Source organism: Gluconobacter sp. (assembly GCF_047722525.1).
Taxonomy (GTDB): domain Bacteria; phylum Pseudomonadota; class Alphaproteobacteria; order Acetobacterales; family Acetobacteraceae; genus Gluconobacter.
Genome location: NZ_JBDNYY010000003.1, coordinates 1 through 17,578, shown reverse-complemented (window position 1 = coordinate 17,578; position 17,578 = coordinate 1). Strand labels below are relative to the sequence as shown.

Below are 17,578 nucleotides of genomic sequence, written 5' to 3'. Positions count from 1 at the left end.
CAAGAGCCTTCCCCACCCTCTCCCGCAAAGACAGCATTCCGCCTGCGTATCTTTATGACATTTTATTGCTGAAAGGGATGGAGAGACTCGCATCCCGGGGCTATCAAGACCGGCGTATCTTTGAAGGAAGAACGGTCATGGACGTCCAGACGATCGAGCAGACCTACACCCAGCTCCAGCAGCAGGCCCAGCAATCCGCACAGGCGCTTCAGGCTCTCGGCTCCAAGATGCAGGCCGCCGCCCAGACCGGCGACATGCAGGCCCGCGAATGGTCCCTCGACCTGCGCGAACTCGCCCTCGCCTTCCAGGCCGAGCAGCAGCAGGTCACGAACCTCCTGCAACAGCTCCACGCCGCCCTCGCCAACGCCCAGCAGGACTACGGCACGCAGCAGACCTATCAGGCCCCCACGCAGCAGGTCCCCGTCCAGCCGGTCCAGTCCGTCCCGGACAACAATTTCGTCTCCAACATCCTCAATTCCGGCTTCGCCCGTTCCGTAGAAGCCGGCGCCGGCTTCAGCATCGGCAACGACCTCATCAAGGAAATCTTCTGATCCACCCGGTGCCCGGCGCCAGTCCGGGCCTGCCACGCTTCACGTCAAAACATATCACATACATGTTGTGACGTTATATTGACCATTCCGTTATCCCTCCTCATGTCAATGTTATATTTAACATAAGCACAGACATGCCATGCATCGTCCTGATCAATCCTGATCCAAGGGATTTCAGTCCGATGCACACCCGATCACCTCATCTCCCCCGCGGCACGGCAATATGCCCCCGCCGCCAGACGCCTCCCTGCGCAGGAGGCCCCTTCTGATGAACAGCGGTCCCCGCATCCTCTCGATGGTCATCGGGATCCTCGGCGCCCTCATGGCCGCCTTCCTGATCCTCGAAGGCGCACGCCTCATCGTCCTCGGCGGCTCATGGTTCTATGCCCTCGCCGGCATCGCCCTCGCCGCCAGCAGCTATTACATGATCCGTCGCAACATCCTCTCGACATGGATCGCCCTCGGCCTCCTGCTCGCCACGCTCCTGTGGTCGCTCGCAGAAGTCGGCATCAGCTTCTGGCCCAGCTTCTCCCGCCTGATCGTCTTCCTGTGCGTCGCCCTGATCGCGACCCTCATGGCGCCCTGGCTCAGCGGCCCCGGCCGACGCTACTTTACCCGCCCCGTCACCGGCGCCACCTCAGGCGCCCTCGGTGCCATCATCGTGGCTTTCCTCGCCGGCATGTTCCAGGTCCACCCGACCATCGCCCCGCAGGACACGCCCCACCCGCAGGACACCGCGTCAGCAAACAATCCGGACCAGAACAGCCCTGACGCCAGCCACGACCCCGGCCATGACTGGCCCGCCTACGGCCGCACAGCGTCCGGTACGCGCTATGCCAGCTTCACCCAGATCAACCGAGACAATGTCGACAAGCTCCGCGTCGCCTGGACCTACCGCACCGGCGACATGGCGCTGAACGGCGCCGAGTTCCAGGGCACCCCCATCAAGATCGGCGACACGGTCTATATCTGCTCGCCCCACAATATCGTCTCGGCCCTCGACCCCGACACGGGCACGCTGAAATGGAAGTTCGACCCCCACGCCCAGACCAAAGTCTGGCAGCGCTGCCGTGGCGTCGGATACTGGCATGACAGTACGGCGACGGACGCCAACGCGCCCTGCGCCTCGCGCGTCGTCCTCACCACGATCGACGCCCGCCTCATCACCATCGACGCCCGCACCGGCCAGGCCTGCACGGATTTCGGCACGAACGGCACCGTCAACCTCCTGACCGGCCTCGGCCCGACCGCCCCGGGCTCCTACTATCCCACAGCCGCCCCCCTCGTGGCCGGTGACATCGTGGTCGTCGGCGGCCGCATCGCCGATAACGAGCGCACCGGCGAACCCTCCGGCGTCGTCCGCGGCTACGACGTCCGCACCGGCGCACAGGTCTGGGCCTGGGACGCCACCAACCCGCATCGCGGCACCACGCCTCTTGCCGACGGCGAAATCTACCCGCCCGAAACCCCCAACCTCTGGGGCACGGCCAGCTATGATCCGAAGCTGAACCTGGTCTTCTTCCCGCTCGGCAACCAGACCCCCGATTTCTGGGGCGGCAACCGCAGCAAGGCTTCGGATGAATACAACGATGCCTTCGTGGCCGTGGATGCCAAAACTGGCGACGAACGCTGGCACTTCCGCACCGCCAACCACGACCTCGTGGACTACGACGCCACAGCCCAGCCCATCCTGTACGACATCCCGGACGGCCATGGCGGCACACGCCCGGCGATCATCGCGATGACCAAGCGCGGCCAGATCTTCGTGCTCGACCGTCGCGACGGCACCCCGATCGTGCCCGTGGAAATGCGCAAAGTCCCGCAGGACGGCGCTCCGGAACACCAGTACCTCGCCCCCGAACAGCCCTACTCCGCCCTGTCCATCGGAGCCGAGCGCCTGAAGGCCAGCGACATGTGGGGCGGCACGATTTTCGACCAACTCCTGTGCCGCATCCAGTTCGCCTCCTACCGCTACGAAGGTGAATTCACCCCCGTCAACGAGAAGCAGGCCGCCATCATCTATCCGGGCTATTACGGCGGCATCAACTGGGGCGGTGGCGCCGTGGACGAAAGCACCGGAACCCTGCTGGTCAACGATATCCGCATGGCCCAGTGGGGCAAGTTCATCAAACACGAAGAAGCCCTGCGCATCGGCCTCAAACCCACCGCGGAAGGCGAATATTCCGAACAGAAAGGCACCCCCTGGGGCGTCGTCCGCTCGATGTTCTTCTCCCCCGCCGGTCTCCCCTGCGTAAAACCGCCTTACGGCACGATGAACGCCATCGACCTGCGCAGCGGCAAGGTCAAATGGAGCATGCCACTCGGCACGATCCAGGACATGCCGATCCACGGCTTCGTCCCCGGCCTCGCCATCCCGCTCGGCATGCCGACCATGAGCGGCCCGCTGGCCACCCGGACCGGCCTGGTGTTCTTCTCCGGCACGCTCGACAACTACGTCCGCGCCCTGAACACCGACACCGGCGAAGTCGTCTGGAAAGCCCGGCTCCCCGTCGCCTCACAGGCCGCTCCCATGAGCTACCTGTCCGACAGGAGCGGCAAACAGTACGTCGTCGTCACCGCAGGCGGCCTCACCCGCTCCGGCGTCGACAAGAACCGCGGCGACTACGTCATCGCCTACGCCCTGCCCTCCGAATAAGAGCGCAGAAACAAAAAGGGGCGCTTCCCGCAAAGGAAGCGCCCCTTTTTCATAACCGGAAACCCTCAGAGCGAAGACAGCGCCGGCGGCACCTTCGCCTTCGCCAGAGCGTCCTTCTGACGCTGCGCCAGAACATTCACATCGAAGCCCTCGATCAGTTCCTCGAACATCTTATGCCAGTTCAGCCGCGCTTCCAGACGCAGGAACGCACTGCCCAGCCCGATCGCGGACCGATCCATCAGCACGAACTCACGCGGCAATCGCACCCCGCCCGTCCGTTTCAGCCCATCATAGACCTTCTCCAGAACCTGGCGCGCTTCGGCCGGATCATTGCTCTCCTGCATGGAGCATACCCGATCCGTCATCAGCGGCCGGTAGAAGAACCGCGCCCATTCATTCAGGATGCTGGCCGTCTCGCGCGAAATCCCGACAAAGCCCCATTTACTGTACGCATGGAACGCCAGTTCCTCGTTATTCTCCCGCAGCGCCGTAAAGAGATCGATGATCCCTTCCACGAAACGCGGCGAGAAAATCCGCACAGCCCCGAAATCCAGCAGGTTCAGGCCATAATCATCCCGCACGGTGAAATTGCCCATATGCGGGTCACCATGAATGACACCATAGCGATAAACCGGCGTGTACCAGGCCTTGAACAGCGCCGTGGCCATCGCATTGCGATCCTCCAGCGGCAGGTTCTCGCCCAGAACAGTCCGCATGCTGCGCCCGCTCACCCAGTCCATCGTCAGCAGCCGCCCGGTGGACAGCTCCTCGACCGGCGCCGGCACCGTCACCTCGGGCGTATTCGAGAGCATGTCGCGATACAGCCGCAGATGACTCGCCTCACGCCGGTAATCCAGTTCTTCACGCAGCCGGTCCGCAAGCTCGGTATAAACCTCGTCCTGACGGATCGCCGTCTCGAACTGCCGGTAAATACCCAGCGCCGCGCGGAACTGCCGCAGATCCGAATCCACAGCGGCCTGCATGTCCGGATACTGCAACTTGCACGCCACTTCGCGCCCGTCGACCAGACGCGCCCGGTGCACCTGCCCGAGCGACGCCGCGGCCACGGCCTCATGACTGAAGGAGCGGAAATGCTTTTCCCAACCCGCGCCAAGCTCTGCCTGCATACGACGGCGCACGAAGCTCCAGCCCATCGGCGGCGCGTTGGACTGCAAATGCGCCAGTTCGTCCGCATACTCGTCAGGCAAAGCGCCCGGAATGGTCGAGAGAAGCTGGGCCGCCTTCATCAGCGGCCCTTTGAGGTTTCCCAACGCGGACTTCAGGCCCTCTGCGTGAACGCCCTTATCCGTCTTGAAGCCCAGACGGCTGCCCGCCATCCGCGCCGCAATGCCGCCGACCGCGCCAGAGGTCCGCGCCATGCGACGCAGCTCCCCCATGAGGCCGGTGTTGTCGAGATCCCTCGCCATGATGCTCCTCAGTCCTCCTGCTCGAGCTGATCAATCAGCCCCGAGATCACATCCAGTCCTTTACGCCAGAAACCCGGATCTGTCGCATCAAGTCCGAACGGCGCGAGCAGTTCCTTGTGACGCAGCGTCCCGCCCGCTTCGAGCATGGTGCGGTATTTCGCAGCAAAACCCTCAGGTTTTTCCTGATAAACGCCATAAAGCGCATTCACCAGGCAGTCCCCGAAAGCATACGCATAAACATAAAACGGGGAATGCACGAAATGCGGAATATAAGACCAGTACAGGTCATAATCCGGTGTGAAATGGAACGCAGGCCCCAGACTCCGGACCTGAACCTCACGCCAGATTTCCCCCAGACGCTCCGGCGAAAGCTCACCCTTCGCCCGCTCGTCATGGACCTTCACTTCAAACTGATAGAACGCGATCTGCCGGACAACCGTGTTCAGCATGTCCTCGACCTTCGCCGCCAGCATGTGACGACGGCGCTTCGGATCGCTCTCCGCATCCAGCAGGGACTGGAACGTCAGCATCTCCCCAAACACCGAGGCCGTTTCCGCCAGCGTCAGCGGCGTATCCGCGTTCAGATAGCCCTGCGTCTGCCCGGCGAGCGTCTGATGCACGCCATGCCCAAGCTCATGCGCCAGCGTCATCACGTCCCGCGGCTGCCCGCGATAGTTCATCAGGATATACGGATGCACGGACGGCACACAGGAATGGGAGAAGGCCCCCGAAGACTTCCCCGCCACGGGCGCCGCATCAATCCAGGGATGCGTCAGGAACCGGTTCACGATCTCACCCAGCGCAGGATCAAACCCGGCATAGGCGGTCCGCACGATTTCCTTGCCCTGCTCCCAGTCAATCTTCCGCGCCTCGACACCCGGAAGCGGCGCATTGCGGTCCCAGTGCTCCAGCGTCTCAAGCCCGAGCCACTTCGCCTTGAGCGCATAATACCGGTGCGCCAGCCGCGGATAAGCCTCGTCCACCGCGCCCACCAGCGCATCGACAACCTCGTCCTCGACCATGTTCGCCAGATTGCGCGAACTCGTCGGGCGCGGATAACCCCGCAGCCTGTCCCCGATCGCCTTGTCCTTGGCGAGCGTATTGGTAATCATCGTCAGCAGACGCGAGTTCTCACCCAGCACCGCACTGATCTGCTGCGCCGCACCCTCACGCTTGGCGCGATCCGCATTCGTCAGCAGATTGAACGCCTCGCCGAGCGGCTTTTCCTCACCGTCGATCGTGACACTCAGCGTCGCCATGGTCTCATCGAACAGCCGGTTCCAGGCGTTGCGCCCCGTCACCGACTTGTCCATCAGCACCTGCTCGACCTCGTCGGAAAGCTGATACGGCCGGTACATCCGCAGATCCCGCAGATACGCATCCCATTTGCGCATCTCGGACGCTTCACAAATCCGCGCCAGAGCCTCGTCGGGGATGCGGTTCAGCTCCAGCGTGAAGAACATCAGATCGGAGGCCACCTCCGTCATCCGCTCCTGCACACCCTGCGCAAACCGCCCCCAGACCGGATCGGTCGTATGCGCCGCAAAGCCAAGACTGGAGAAAGACCCGATCTTGCCGAGCCCTTCCTCGATCGCCTCATACTCCGCGAACGCCTTCGCAAGCTCCGCACCGCTCAGCGTCTCAAGGCTCCCCTTGTACGTCTCGCAGAAACTGCGCGCCGCACCGGCCCAGCGATCGAAATCCGAAGCCAGCACCGGATCTTCCGGCGACGCATAAAGATCAGAGAGATCCCAGCGGGGAGGCATCTGCTCCCCGGAGGACGAATTCAGCGTGCCGTCAGCGGCAGAAAAGAGCATGGTCATATCCTGACCTTAGAGCCACAATCCCCGCCGTCAAACGGGATGTTGATGACAAATCCGTAGTGTAAAACCACCCACCGAACCCTGACAAAGCCCGCAACCCCGGATCTTCCGCCCCTCCATGCAGAAATACCCCCCCCAGGCATCCAGTCCCCTGACATCATTTGAAAACCTGCGCGAACGAATCGCAGGCCCCGACCTGGTCCGCACCGTCGCCATCCTCGATGTCCTGATCTGCCATGACGGGGGCCTGTTCATGGACTGGTGGCACCGGACCCTCCCGTTCCATCTGGCCGTTCTCGGCTTTTATGGCGTGATGCTGTTCTTCGTCCTCAGCGGCTTCCTGATCGGCACGATCATGCTCGACCTGCTGGAACGCGGAACCTCCCTGAAAGGCTGGGGCATCTTCCTGACCCGCCGCTGGATGCGCACCCTCCCGGCCTATTATTTCTGGCTGTTCGCGCTGCTCATCCCGCTCGCTTATTTCGGCCCCTACGGGGTCACATGGGACGAAGCCCGCCGCGTCCTGCCCTGGTTCCTGACCCTGACGCAAAATCTCGGCTGGCCCATGGTCTCGGGCTGGTACGGCGTCACATGGTCGCTCTGCGTGGAGGAATGGTTCTACATCGCCTTCCCCGCCCTGCTGCTCACGCTCCTCGCCTGCCGCCTGAAACCCGCCGCAGCCTTCGGAACCACGCTCGCAGCCTTCTTCATCGTCCCGCTCTGCTGGCGCCTGTCGCTGCCCACAGACGTGAACTGGAACGAAGTCACCAGCAAGATCGTCCCCTGCCGCTTCGACTCCATCGCCTGGGGCATCGCCGCCGCCTGGCTCTACCGCTCCTCGGAAGCCGTCACACGACTGCGCAAACCCCTGGCCATCATCGGCACACTCATCGTTCTCACGACATGGCTGTCAGACGTCCTGCCCGTCCCGCTCTGGACCCATCATTTCCAGAGCATGGCCCTTTTCGATGTCGCAGGCCTCGGCTACGCGCTCTGCATGCCCGCCATGATGCGCCTGCGAACCCTGCCGCCCCTGATCGGTCCGGCAGTCCGCAGCATCAGCACCCACAGCTACGGGCTCTATCTGTGCCATCTCCCGCTGGTGATGATGGCTGGCGACCTTCAGGCCCGCTACGGCCTCGGCCGCAGACAGGCCGTGATCTTCACGATCCTCACCACAATCGGAGGCGCGATCCTGTCATGGCGCCTCGTGGAACGCCCCTGCCTGAAACTCCGTCCCGGTCAGCCTCTTCCATAACCAGCGCAGAGCAATAGCCCTATCAGAAAAATCCCGACTTCAGACTTTTGCCAAACCAACATTAATAACCAGGTCGTCAGCCTGCACTTTTCCTATATTCCAGAATATAATTGTAAATTTTGTCTTTTGTAATTCCAAAATCACAGGTATCGTAGTCGATATATTTTTTGTAGGTCGAGTAAATTCCGAGAGCCATCTCTCCATGGAAAATGCAACTATTTATAATTTTATAATCATTATCAGAGAATATATTCGTATATTCTTTTACATCCCACCTTATAAAAGAATATATTTTGTTTGCCATTGATAATATTTCATTAGGCTGGAACATTCCCAATATTCCCATTTCAATACTATCAGAAAATTCAAAAACCGTTGCGATGAGATAGCTCCTCAGCGAAGCCATCTCATCATAAGTCAACGTCAGATCACCGACAGTATCGACCATCTTCCTTACGCCCGTCAGGCCGAAAGCTGCGACAGGTCTTCCTGAACATAGCCGATGATCCGCGCATAATCGCGCGGCACAACGTGCCAGAACCGCTCCAGCGTCCGCTCCCAGCAATGCAGCAGATCCGCGGCATAGGTGCTGCCGGTCTCCGCCACATGCCGCTCCACCAGCGCACGCAGCTCCTGATCCCAGCGGCTGCCAGCCTGCACGCGGCTCCAGATCACCGTATCGGGGTTGATCTGCGCCTCAAACCGCCCCTTCACATCCAGCACATAGGCCATGCCCCCTGTGAAACCGGCGCCGAAATTGTCGCCCGTCTCCCCAAGGATCACGACCGTCCCGCCGGTCATGTATTCGCAGCCATTCGAGCCACAGCCCTCGACCACGGCCGTCGCCCCGGAGTTCCGGACCGCAAAGCGCTCACCCGCCTGCCCGGCCGCAAACAGCGTACCCGCCGTCGCCCCGTACAGCACCGTGTTGCCCACGATCGCGCTCTGCTCGGACGCCCACTGCGCCGCCGGTGACTTACGGACAACGATCGTCGCCCCCGAAAGCCCCTTGCCAACATAGTCATTGGCATCGCCCTCGACCTCGATCTTGAGCCCCTGCACACCAAACGCGCCCAGCGACTGCCCGGCAGACCCCCGCAACGACAGCGTAAGCTGCCCTTCCGGAAGCTCCTTCATGCCAAACTTGCGCGTAATCAGCCCCGAAACCCGCGTCCCGATCGCACGATGCGTATTCTGCACCGTGTAATGCAGGTGCAGCTTCTCCCGACGCTCGAACAGCGCCGTCGCATCCGGGATGATCTGCCCGTCCAGCGTCTCGGGAACCTCGTTGCGCCCCTCACGGGTGCAGAACCGCGCATGCTCGCCCGGATCAGCCTGAACCAGCAGCGAGTTCAGATCCAGATCATCAAGATAATCCGCACCACGCGACACCTGACGCAGCATGTCCGTCCGCCCGATCACCTCTTCCAGCGACCGCACACCCAGATCAGCCAGAATATGCCGGATATCTTCCGCAATCAGCGTGAACAGGTTGATAACCTTCTCCGGCGATCCCCCGAACTTCTCCCGCAGCTTTTCATCCTGCACACACACACCCACCGGGCAGGTGTTGGAGTGGCACTGACGCACCATGATGCAGCCCATCGCCACAAGCGCCGCCGTACCGATGCCGAACTCTTCAGCCCCCAGCATCGCCGCCATGACAACATCACGCCCCGTCTTGATGCCACCGTCGGTCCGCAGCACCAGACGATGCCGCAGCCGGTTCAGCATCAGCACCTGATGCGCCTCCGACAGCCCCATCTCCCAGGGCAGACCCGCATAATGGATCGAAGACTGCGGGCTCGCACCCGTCCCGCCCGAATGACCGGAAATCAGGATCGCATCCGCCTTGGCCTTCGCCACACCGGCCGCAATCGTGCCGATACCGGTCCGTGCAACGAGCTTGACCGTGACGGTCGCCGTCGGATTGATCTGCTTGAGATCGTAAATGAGCTGCGCCAGATCCTCGATCGAATAGATGTCATGATGCGGCGGCGGCGAAATCAGCGTCACCCCCGGGGTCGCATGACGCAGACGCCCGATCAGCTCTGTCACCTTGAAGCCCGGAAGCTGCCCGCCCTCGCCGGGCTTCGCACCCTGCGCCATCTTGATCTCGATCTCGCGGCAGTCATTCAGATACTGCGCCGTCACGCCAAAACGCCCGGACGCCACCTGCTTGATCGCCGAAGACGCATTGTCCCCGTTCGGACGCGGCTTGGAGCGCTCGGCATCCTCACCACCCTCACCGGAATCGGACTTCGCGCCAATCCGGTTCATGGCAATCGCCAGCGTCTCATGCGCCTCGGGGCTGAGCGCGCCCAGCGAAATTCCCGGCGCCACCAGACGACGCCGGATCTGCGTGATGCTCTCCACTTCGTCCACCGGAACCGGTGCATGAAGCGGCTTGAAATCCAGCAGATCACGCAGCGCCACCGGCGGCATCTGACGCACCGCATCCGCATAACGCCGGTACAGCGTAAAGCTGTTCGCCGTCACCGCACTCTGGAGCATGTGCACGAGCTGCCCGGAGAACGCATGCGTCTCACCCTGACGGCGCAGCTTGTAACGCCCGCCGACAGGAAGCGCCTCGACCTTCCGGTTCCACGCCGCCGCATGCGCACCCAGGATATTGCGCGCAATGCCCGGCAGACCGATCCCCGAAATCCGCGACGGCATGCCCGGGAAGAACTCCGCCACAAGCGCGCGGGACAACCCGATCGCCTCGAAATTATACCCGCCACGATAGGCCGAAATGATCGAAATGCCCGACTTGGACATGATCTTCAGCAGACCCTTGTCCACGGCCTTGCGATACCGCTCCATCGCCTCACGCAGCGACATCTTCCCAAACAGCCCGCGACGCAACCGGTCCGCCACGCAATACTGCGCCAGAGCCGGGTTCACCGTCGTAGCACCTACACCAATCGTCACCGCAATCGCATGAACGTCGATCGCCCCGGACGTCCGCACGTTCAGCGACGTGAACGTCCGCAGCGAATTGCGCACCAGATGGATATGCACAGCCGCCGTGGCGAGAATCATCGGAATCGCAACCCGCGTCGCATCCGTATTGTCGTCTGTCAGAAACAGATGCGTGCACCCGCCACGAACATGATCCTCAGCCTGCGCCCGGATGGACGCAATCGCCGCCCGCAGACCTTCCTCGCCCTCTTCGGCCGGGAAGGTGCAGTCGATCACGCCCGCATTCTCACCGCAGACCTTCAGCAACTCGTCAAACTCACCAATCGTGAGAACCGGGCTCGGCAACTGCAACAGATCGCACTGCTCCGGCGCCTGATCGAGAATATTCCCCAGATTGCCCAGCCGCGTGACCAGGCTCATCACCCGCGTCTCACGCAGCGAATCAATCGGCGGATTCGTGACCTGGCTGAACCCCTGACGGAAATAATGCGCCAGCCCGCGATAGATCGTCGACAGAACCTGAAGCGGCGTATCATCGCCCATCGAGCCCAGAGCCTCGGCCGCATTCTCCACCATCGGGTGCAGAATGGTCTCCAGTTCCTCATGCGTCAGACTGACCGCGACCTGATGCCGCCGCAGCAGATCGGCGTCCAGCGCCTCCGGCTCGACCACATCCCGCACGATCGGTTCGATATCGCGAATGCGCTTCACCCAGCCCCGGAAATCCTGACGCGACGCCAGCATCTCCAGCAGTTCCTCGGACTGGTAAAGCCGCCCTTCCTTCAGATCCAGCGCCAGAGTCTGCCCCGGGCCAAGCCGCCCGCGGCTCTTCACCCGCGCATCCGGCACCCGCACCATCCCGGTCTCGGAGCCCACAATGAGCAGACCATCCTGCGTGATGCTGTACCGCAGCGGACGCAACCCGGCGCGGTCCAGTCCGGCCACGACCCAGCGTCCATCCGTCGCACACAAAGCCGCCGGACCATCCCAGGGCTCGATCACCGCATTGCAGTACCGGAACAGCGCCCGCGCCGCGTCGGACATCGCCGAGTTCGCACCGCCAGACGCCGGCACCAGCATCGTCTTCGCCATCGGCGCATCACGCCCGGCAAAGGTCAGCAGTTCGAACACATTATCCAGCGCTGCCGTATCCGAACCCGCAGCCTGCACGACCGGCTTGAGATCCGCCATGTACGGATCCAGCTCCGGATGCGCGAGTCGGGTCTCATGCGAGCGCATCCAGTTCGTATTGCCCGAAATCGTGTTGATCTCGCCGTTATGCGCCACCTTGCGGAACGGCTGGGCCAGCTTCCAGGTCGGGAACGTGTTGGTCGAATAGCGCTGGTGATAGATCGCAAACCGCGAGACAAACCGCTCATCCAGCAGATCCGGATAGAAATCCGTCAGGTTCTCCGCCAGGAACATGCCCTTGTAGATCACCGAGCGGCAGGACATCGAACACACATACAGATCAACCTGCTGCGCCGTCGCCTGCTTCTCGATCCGCCGGCGCAGAACATACAGGTCGCGCTCGAACTCGTCCTCGGACCGGCCAAGCCGGTTGCGGATCATGATCTGCTCGATCTCCGGCCGCGGCTGGTTGGCCTTCTCGCCAATGCACGCCGTATCGATCGGCACCTGACGCCAGCCATAAATCCCGTAACCGAAGTTCAGGATCTCCGTCTCGATGATCTGACGGCCCCGCTCCTGCGATCCCAGATCGGTCTTGGGCAGGAACACCATGCCGACAGCAATGCGCCCGTCGATCGTATCGTCGCTGGAGCCGTTATGGATCGCCTCGGCAAAGAAATCCTGCGGGATTTCCACATGAATGCCCGCACCATCGCCGGTCTTGCCATCCGCATCCACCGCACCGCGATGCCAGATATTGCCCAGCGCCTCGATACCCGCCTGAACCACACTGCGCGACGGCTTGCCATCCAGCGACGCCACCAGACCCACACCACAGGAGTCGCGCTCCTGCGACGGGTCATACAGCCCCTTCAGACGCTCGACGTTCTCGGCATACTCGCGGATGAAATCGTTATTCTGTGTCATTCCGCGGCCTCCAGAGCACCGGTCATTGTTTCAGTCAGATGATGATGGATCGCATCGGCCGCATCCCGGCCATCCTTGATCGCCCAGACAACCAGGCTTGCCCCGCGTACGATATCGCCCCCGGCAAACACACCCGGCAGGCTCGTCGCAAAGCCTCCCGGCGGCACCGTCAACGTGCCCCAGCGCGTCACGGCCAGCTCAGGCGCACTGAACTGCCCCGGCAGATCCTCGGGATCAAAGCCCAGAGCCTTGATGACCAAATCGCCTTCGATCACGTCATGCTGCCCCGTGCCCTCAATGGACCGGCGCCCCGACGCATCCGGAGCCCCCAGCCGCATCTTCAGCACCCGCACGCCCGACACGCTGCCGTCACCGAGGAATGCCTCCGGCGAGCCCAGCCATTCGAAGTGGGCGCCTTCTTCCTCGGCATTGTAAACTTCCTGCCGCGACCCCGGCATGTTCGCCCGGTCCCGACGGTAAACGCATGTCACACGCTCGGCACCCTGACGGATCGATGTGCGCACGCAGTCCATGGCCGTGTCACCACCGCCAATGACCACGACCCGACGTCCCTTCGCATGAAGCGCCGCATCCTCGCCCGGATCTTCGTCATAGCCCCGACGGTTCGACGCCGTCAGGAAGTCGATCGCATCGACAACACCCTCAAGCCCTGCCCCCGGCACCTTCACATCACGCGAGCGATACACACCCGTCGCAAGAAAAACTGCATCATGCCGCGCCCGCAGATCCTCAAGCGCCGTCTCACCTTCGCCCGAACCAACCGGCGTGGAGAGATGGAACACGATCCCCTGCTCCTCCAGCAGCGCATGACGCCGCGCCACCACATGCTTTTCCAGCTTGAAGCTCGGAATCCCGTAAGTCAGCAGCCCGCCCACACGGTCCTGACGCTCATAGACATGAACCTCATACCCCTGCGCCCGCAGCCGCTCCGCACAGGCCAGCCCAGCCGGCCCGGACCCCACAATCCCGACACTCCGCCCAAGATCCCGATCCGGAAGCGCAGGCTTCACCCAGCCCTGCTCGAACGCATTTTCGGTAATGAACCGCTCGACAGCGCCGATCGTGACGCTCTCAAAGCCCTTGTTGATGACGCAGTTGCCTTCGCACAGCCGGTCCTGCGGACAGATCCGCCCGCAGATCTCCGGAAACGTATTCGTCGCGGACGACATCTCATACGCTTCCTCCAGCCGGTCCTCAGCCGTCAGCTTCAGCCAGTCGGGAATGTTGTTCCCCAGCGGACAATGCACGGAGCAGAACGGAATCCCGCACTGCGAGCAACGCGACGCCTGCTCTTCCGCACGGCTGCGCGCGAACCCACGGTAAATCTCCCCGAAATCCTGACGGCGTTCGTGCGCGTCGCGCTTCTCCGGAAGCACCTGGGGGTGGGTAACGAACTGCAACATGCGTTCGGCCATGCGTCGTGTCTCCTGCAAAACATGCCCGCCCGAACACAAACCCCGGACGCACATCAGACCTGTCCGAAAGCAGCTATTCCGTCACTTTATCCAATAACAGTCAGTGACACTGACCTTTCATGCGAAATGACCCATGTTCCCGCCGCATGGGCCATTTTTCACACATTTGTTTAGGTCCGTAACGGCCCTATCACTTCCTGAACCGCCGCCAGCTCTCACAAATGCTGCCCCTCAGATAGTCCGGCACCACGCTTCGCATCGCCGTCGGCCTGATCCCGAGCGCCTGAAGCGTCTCCGCCCCCGGCTGCACCACATTATCCAGCCCCATCATCACGACCTGATCCCGCGTCAGCAGATGCCCGGGCAACGGCTCCAGGATTTCCGCCTCCAGCTTCGCCACACAGTCCGGCACCGGCAGCAGGACGCGACGACGCCCCGAAGCCTCCAGCACAAACGCCATCAGCTCTTTCATGGTCAGCACATCCGGCCCACCGGCCTCGACCGTCATCCCCGCACGCTCCGGCGTTACCAGCGCGATGACCGCCCGCGCCACATCCCCCACATAGACCGGCTGAAAACGAGTCTCCGGCGCAAACACGGGCAATACCGGCGAGAGCTTCGCAATCAGCGCGAACATGTTGAAGAAACTGTCCTCCGGCCCGAAAATCACCGAAGGCCGCAACAGCGCGGCTTCGGGAAACACCTCCCGCACCACACGCTCGGCCAGCCCCTTGCTGCGCCCGTAATTCCCCGGCGACTGCAACGACGCCCCGATGGCGGACATGTGCATATACTGCTCCCCCCCCTCGCGCCGGGCCACCAGCGCCGCCAGCCGCGCGCCCTCCACATTCACCCGGTGCATCGCCTTCACATCCGGCGACATGATCGACACCAGATTGATCCCCGCATCCGCCCCGCTGAACAGACGCTCCAGCGAATCCGCGTCATTCACCGACGCTTTGATGAATTCCACACGCCCGTCACCCGGAAACCGGGCCAGCGCCTGATCGCCTTCAGGATTCCGGCTCCCCACCCGAACCACATGCCCCGACGCCACCAGCCGGCCGACCAGTTCGCGCCCGACAAAGCCCCCACCACCCAGAACGGCGACCGTCCGCCCCACGGATCGCGGGTCCCTGTCCGTTCGGCTCCCCTGATAGATTCCGTCATCCATCCCGCCGCCAGTGCCTTCTACGGAAAAATTCGTACGCATTTTCGCTTTTCTTTCAGTTTGGCTGTTGACGCCCCACACGTGCAGGGGTAAACGCCTCTTCACCGAGCCGGGATGCCTCAGGAAACTGAAAAAACCCGGTGCTTTCTGAGCCCAGATGGCGGAATTGGTAGACGCGCAGGTTTCAGGTACCTGTGTCCGAAAGGACGTGGAAGTTCGAGTCTTCTTCTGGGCACCACAGACGATCAGGCGACATATCGCCTCGATCCTCTGGTGATCAAAAAAACTTGGTGACGACAAATGAGCCAGCAGAACGCCATCCATCTTCATGACGGCGATCTGCCCGATGATTTTGATCTTGGCCCGCTCGTCGCCGTCGATACCGAGACCATGGGTCTCAATCCCCACCGTGACCGTCTCTGCCTCGTCCAGCTCTCAGCCGGCGATGGCGAAGCCCATCTCGTGCAGATCAAACCGGTCTCCATGGGCGGCCGCGGCTATGACTGCCCGAATCTCAAGGCCCTCCTGACAGACGATTCCGTCACCAAGCTGATGCATTTCGCACGCTTTGACGTCGCAGTCCTGCAGAACGCCTTCGACATCACGATCCAATCCGTCATCTGCACCAAGATCGCCGCCCGACTGGTCTATACCTTCACCGACCGTCACGGTCTGGCCTATCTGTGCCGCGACCTTCTGGGCGTCGAAATCTCCAAGCACCAGCAGAGTTCGGACTGGGGCGCGCCAACCCTCACCCCCGACCAGCTCCGTTACGCCGCATCCGACGTGCTGCATCTTCACGCCCTGTGGGATAAGCTCGAAGCCATGCTGATCCGTGAAAACCGCCGTGACCTCGCACAGGCCTGCTACGATTTCCTTCCGGCCCGCTGCCGGCTGGACCTGCTGGGCTACGAAGAGCCCGACATTTTCTCGCACCGCGCATAAGTTCCGGCCCGGCTGACCCCATGCACCGCCCGTCGCCACCCCCCGCACGCGCCCCCCTCGATTCGGCCATCCAGACCCTCGCCATCGAGCGCGACGGCCTTCAGGCCCTCGAACACGCCCTCTCCGGCCCCCTCGGGACCGCCTTCTGCGAAGCCGTGAACCGCATCGCCGAAAGCAGAGGCCGCCTGATCGTCACCGGGATCGGAAAATCGGGCCATATCGCCCGCAAGATCCAGGCCACCCTCGCCTCGACCGGCACCCCCTCGCTGTTCCTCCATCCCGCGGAGGCCGCCCACGGCGATCTCGGCATGATCGCGCCGGGCGACATCATCCTCGCCCTCTCCAATTCCGGCGAAACGACCGAACTCGCGGCCATCCTCACCTTCGCCGCCCGCCAGAAGCACTGCGTGATCGCCATCACTTCGGTCGGCACCTCCGCCCTGGCCCGCGCCGCCCAGATCCCCCTCGTGCTCCCCACCAGCACCGAGGCATGCCCGATGGGTCTCGCCCCGACGACCAGCACCCTGCTGCAACTCGCTCTGGGCGACGCGCTCGCCATCGCCCTGCTGGAAAAACGCGGCTTCACCGCCCGCGATTTCGGCACGTTCCACCCCGGCGGCCTGCTCGGCGCCCGCCTGCGCCCCATCCGCGACCTCATGCACATCGGCGACGCCCTGCCCCTCGGACAGGGCAGCCTCCCGCTGCGCTCCGTTATTCTCGAGATGACACGCAAGTCATTCGGGTGCATGGGTGTCATTGATGACAATGGTGTACTTCAGGGCCTCATCACGGACGCCGACCTGCGCCGTGCCATCTCCGGTGACCTCGACACGACCACAGCGGAGGACGTCATGAACCCCGCCCCCGTCACCGCAACCGCCGACACACTGGCGCAGGACGTGCTGCATCTCATGAACCAGCGCGAACGCCCCATCACGAGCATCTTCATCGTGGACGAAACCCGTCGCCCCGAAGGAATCGTCCACATCCACGACCTCCTGCGAAGCGGCCTGTCATGACGTCCCCCGACAATTCCAGCCAGGACAACGCCGGCAACGGCGCCCCCCGCGTCCGCCGCGAGGATTTCGATCCCGACCGCACCGAAAGCCTCGCCCGGCTGGACGGCCTGCGCCGCGCCGCCTTCCAGCGCATCCGTCAGGCCCCGAACGCCGAACAGCTCGCCCGCCGCCGCTCCCTGCTGGGTTTCGCCAAATGGGCGCTCCCGGGTCTGGCCCTCGTCCTCCTCAGTTCCATCGCCGCCTGGCCCGAGATCTCCCATCTCATGAACCAGAACCGCGCGGCGCTGAAGGAAATGGCCCGCCTGCGCG

Annotated in this window: 11 protein-coding genes, 1 tRNA gene and 1 pseudogene; 7 read left to right on the top strand and 6 right to left on the bottom strand. The window is 62.7% G+C overall.

What is annotated here, in order from left to right; all coding sequences use genetic code 11:
- Nucleotides 1–137 precede the first annotated feature (137 nt).
- Together ABF859_RS03605 and ABF859_RS03600 are read left to right on the top strand one after the other, a co-directional pair.
- Nucleotides 138–551, top strand: a complete 414-nt coding sequence (locus ABF859_RS03605; RefSeq protein ID WP_415526222.1) for a hypothetical protein — start codon at nucleotides 138–140, stop codon at nucleotides 549–551.
- A 268-nt stretch (nucleotides 552–819) separates the two neighbouring features.
- Nucleotides 820–3,207, top strand: coding sequence for a membrane-bound PQQ-dependent dehydrogenase, glucose/quinate/shikimate family (locus ABF859_RS03600; RefSeq protein WP_415526220.1), 2,388 nt, complete (start codon nucleotides 820–822; stop codon nucleotides 3,205–3,207).
- A 65-nt stretch (nucleotides 3,208–3,272) separates the two neighbouring features.
- On the opposite strand, the gene ABF859_RS03595 is transcribed toward ABF859_RS03600, so the two are convergent.
- Nucleotides 3,273–4,634 carry an ABC1 kinase family protein gene (locus tag ABF859_RS03595; protein ID WP_415526218.1) on the bottom strand — a complete coding sequence of 454 codons (1,362 nt, stop codon included), beginning with the start codon at nucleotides 4,632–4,634 and terminating at the stop codon, nucleotides 3,273–3,275.
- Between the two features lie 8 nt (nucleotides 4,635–4,642).
- Nucleotides 4,643–6,451 carry a M3 family oligoendopeptidase gene (locus tag ABF859_RS03590; protein ID WP_415526216.1) on the bottom strand — a complete coding sequence of 603 codons (1,809 nt, stop codon included), beginning with the start codon at nucleotides 6,449–6,451 and terminating at the stop codon, nucleotides 4,643–4,645.
- Between the two features lie 124 nt (nucleotides 6,452–6,575).
- On the opposite strand from ABF859_RS03590, the gene ABF859_RS03585 reads away from it, so the two are divergent.
- Nucleotides 6,576–7,715 carry an acyltransferase family protein gene (locus ABF859_RS03585; RefSeq protein WP_415526214.1) on the top strand — a complete coding sequence of 380 codons (1,140 nt, stop codon included), beginning with the start codon at nucleotides 6,576–6,578 and terminating at the stop codon, nucleotides 7,713–7,715.
- 76 nt (nucleotides 7,716–7,791) lie between these two features.
- Here the strand turns inward: ABF859_RS03585 and ABF859_RS03580 are convergent, their stop codons facing one another.
- The 4 genes from ABF859_RS03580 to ABF859_RS03565 all read right to left on the bottom strand — a co-directional run bounded on the left by ABF859_RS03580 (nucleotide 7,792) and on the right by ABF859_RS03565 (nucleotide 15,347).
- Nucleotides 7,792–8,163 (bottom strand): hypothetical protein, encoded by a 372-nt coding sequence (locus ABF859_RS03580; RefSeq protein WP_415526212.1) that lies wholly within the window; start codon nucleotides 8,161–8,163, stop codon nucleotides 7,792–7,794.
- Between the two features lie 14 nt (nucleotides 8,164–8,177).
- Entirely contained in the window at nucleotides 8,178–12,698 is a 4,521-nt protein-coding gene (gene gltB / locus ABF859_RS03575) for a glutamate synthase large subunit (RefSeq protein ID WP_415526210.1), read from the bottom strand.
- Nucleotides 12,695–14,134, bottom strand: coding sequence for an NAD(P)-dependent oxidoreductase (locus ABF859_RS03570; protein WP_415526208.1), 1,440 nt, complete (start codon nucleotides 14,132–14,134; stop codon nucleotides 12,695–12,697). Before ABF859_RS03570 ends, gltB begins: the two co-directional genes overlap by 4 nt.
- Before the next feature lie 190 nt (nucleotides 14,135–14,324).
- Entirely contained in the window at nucleotides 14,325–15,347 is a 1,023-nt protein-coding gene (locus ABF859_RS03565; RefSeq protein WP_415526206.1) for a complex I NDUFA9 subunit family protein, read from the bottom strand.
- Between the two features lie 109 nt (nucleotides 15,348–15,456).
- Between ABF859_RS03565 and ABF859_RS03560 the strand changes: the two genes are divergently transcribed.
- The 4 genes and pseudogenes from ABF859_RS03560 to ABF859_RS03545 all read left to right on the top strand — a co-directional run.
- Nucleotides 15,457–15,543 (top strand) — tRNA-Leu (locus tag ABF859_RS03560).
- Nucleotides 15,544–15,605: 62 nt separating this feature from the next.
- Complete coding sequence (locus ABF859_RS03555; RefSeq protein WP_415526204.1) at nucleotides 15,606–16,250, top strand: ribonuclease D; 645 nt, start codon at nucleotides 15,606–15,608, stop codon at nucleotides 16,248–16,250.
- A gap of 20 nt (nucleotides 16,251–16,270) precedes the next feature.
- Entirely contained in the window at nucleotides 16,271–17,269 is a 999-nt protein-coding gene (locus tag ABF859_RS03550; RefSeq protein WP_415526202.1) for a KpsF/GutQ family sugar-phosphate isomerase, read from the top strand.
- Nucleotides 17,266–17,578: pseudogene (locus ABF859_RS03545) on the top strand (LPS export ABC transporter periplasmic protein LptC); the annotation flags it as partial. The gene ABF859_RS03550 and the pseudogene ABF859_RS03545, both read left to right, overlap by 4 nt.